Raw genomic sequence first — 2,679 nt, forward strand, 5'->3', positions numbered from 1 at the left:
GGGCACCGGTGTCCGGCGGTTGACCCCACTTATCCGACGAGTCGGGCAACTGGGTCGACGGGCCTGGGAGTTCCGCCCAGTCATCGGGCTCCGCCGACGGGCTGAGCTGCGGCCGCGGGCGGGAGGGTTCGCCGCGCTTGCCGTTGCTGAAGTCGCCGGTCGCCTCCCGCTCGGAGACGAACCAGCTTGAGCGGATCGTGGCGAACACCGGCAGATCGTCCATGAGCGGCCGGTCATCGCCGCCCCCGTTACTCGATGCCGCCACCGGCGCGCCCACGGACATCAGATCACCGAACTCATCGGGTTCGGCGGAGCCGTCGAACGATCTCGCGAACGAGCCGGCGGGGACCGGCCCAGCGCCATCTTCGTACGTCGCCGGGTTCGACTCGATGGTGGTTCCGTCAGCGGCGCGCAACAGCGCTGTGGGTAGTAGAACGATGGCGAGGGTCCCGCCGTACGGTGACGGCCGCAGCTGGACCTGGATGCTGTGCCGCTGGGCCAGGCGGCCGACGACGAACAGGCCGAGTCGCTCACTGGTTTGCAGATCGAAGGGGGGTGGGTTGCTCAGCCGTTCGTTGACCGCGCTGTATTCCTCGTCGGTCATACCGAGACCGCGGTCTTCGACCTCGACCACACAGCCGTTGGAGACCTCGTGTCCGGAGACGTGGACGGGCGTGTGCGGTGGCGAGAAGGAGGTGGCGTTCTCGATCAGCTCGGCGAGCATGTGGATCACGTCACCGACCGCGTGGCCACCGACGGCGGAACCGGAGATCGGCAGCACCTTGACGCGGGTGTAGTCCTCCACCTCAGCGACCGCACCACGGACGACGTCCTTGAGCGGGACCGGTCGGCGCCAGCCACGGGCTGGTTTCGATCCGGACAGCACGATGAGGTCTTCAGCGTGACGCCGCATGCGCGTCGCGAGGTGGTCGAGCCGGAACAGCTCAGCCAGCTCGTCGGGGTCGGTCTCCTTGCGTTCCAGGCCGTCGATGACCTTGAGCTGGCGGTGGATGAGCGCCTGGCTGCGACGGGCCAGGTTGAGGAAGGTGTCACCGATACTCTTCCGCATCGCGGCTTGTTCGACAGCGGTGCGCACAGCAACCTGATGGACGGTGGTGAAGGCATCCGCCACCTGGCCGATCTCGTCTTTTGTTTGGACCACGATGGGGAACACCTCGTTGTCGATGTCCACCTGTTCCCCCTGGTGGAGCCGTTCCACAACCTCTGGAAGACTCTTGTGCGCGACCTCGAGGGCCGCCCCCCGCAGGCGCCGGAGCTGGCGGATCATCGGACTCGCCACGAGCAGCGAAATACCGATCGACACGGCCAGGACCAGCGCGACGCCGACACCTCCGAGCCAGGCGTCACGGGTCGCACTCGAGGCGATCGCGTTGCTCTTGGCCGCGAGATTGTCGGCGATCAAACGTTCGACTTGACGTAGCTTCTCGATCTTTGTGCTGGTTACAGGGAGCCACTGCAGAGGATCCACTGCCGGGGGACGGCCCAGCTGGGAAGCGACGACGGTCTCGTCACGTATCTGGGCCACCTGGTTCGCGGTCGGGCCAACGGCCTGGTTGAAGAAGTCCTGTTCGGACTGGGTCGAGGTGTCGCGGAACTCCTTGAGCCACGCCTCTTCGGCACCCCCGTTGAATTGGATCAGCTTGATCAAGCCGACGTTCGACTGGTGGAGAAAGAGGATCTGGGCTACGGAGCCTCGCTGCAGCTCCACGGCCTCTTTCGCTCGGGAGATGCTCACCAGCGTTGCCGCCGCGCTCACCAGGTCCGCGCTCTTACTACCAGCGGCGACGTGGGCATCGAGATCGAGTAGGTTTCCGATCAAGGTGGTGTAGAAGTCGGAGTTCTTCTCGGTCTGCGCCTCCCGAGTGTCGATCAGCTTGCGCTGCGGGCCAAGACCGGCGATCTGGCTCGCGATGGTGTCCAGAGCTACTCGCAGGTCCTCGGTGGCGCCGGCCGGAAGAGCGGCGAGAGCAGCACGGTAGGTCTCGATCGCAGGGTCGACCTTCGTACGCGTCGCGACCGCGTCATCCGCACGGTTCCGGTAGCCGGAGCCGACGTAGGCGGTGGTGGCGAAGCGTTCTTGCTGGACCGTATCGATAAGGTCGTTGACCTTGACCGAGAAACCCGCGAGGGTCCGGATCCGATCGCTTGCGCTGACGCTCTCGAGGTTCGTGCGTACCTGGATGGCGCTGAAAATCGTCAGCGCCACCAGCGGAAGGATGAGAATGGCGACCAACTTGGAGCGGATTGGCCAGTTCTGGAGCATCCGGTCCTCTCGTCCGACGCCGTGCCTTGGCGCCTCGTTGGGGCGAGCGTTCGTGTGTGGCCTTCGTGCCCCGGCCGTGCCACGGCGTGGGGCGAAAACCGTAACCCGCTGGTCTCCCCCCGTGGGCGAGACGACTCTACCCGGGGGATTAGTCCGGGTTGGGCGGGGGTACACCCAACAGGTTCGGGTGCCTGCAGGCTGAGGTCCCGGCATGGTCGCCACCCGATCATCGGCGCTAAAAGGTGTTCCCATGATGAATTGTTGGGTATCCCTCTGTTTAACCAATGATGCTGCTCGCCTGTTTGCGTGGTTCTGTCTTCTGCATGAGACAGATCGGGCGTCCGTGGTGGCATCAACAACGGATGCACATCTGGCGAGCTCGGTTTGGCTGCCGA

1 protein-coding gene is annotated in these 2,679 nt (G+C 65.1%); it reads right to left on the minus strand.

Going from position 1 to position 2,679, the window contains the following annotated elements; genetic code table 11:
• Positions 1-2,284, minus strand: a 2,284-nt coding sequence (locus tag U9980_RS12905) for a nitrate- and nitrite sensing domain-containing protein (RefSeq protein WP_322768122.1), incomplete at its 3' end; no start/stop codon positions are given.
• Between the last annotated feature and the right edge of the window lie 395 nt (positions 2,285-2,679).

It is taken from the genome of Protofrankia sp. Cr1 (assembly GCF_963555865.1).
Taxonomy (GTDB): Bacteria; Actinomycetota; Actinomycetes; order Frankiales; family Frankiaceae; genus Protofrankia.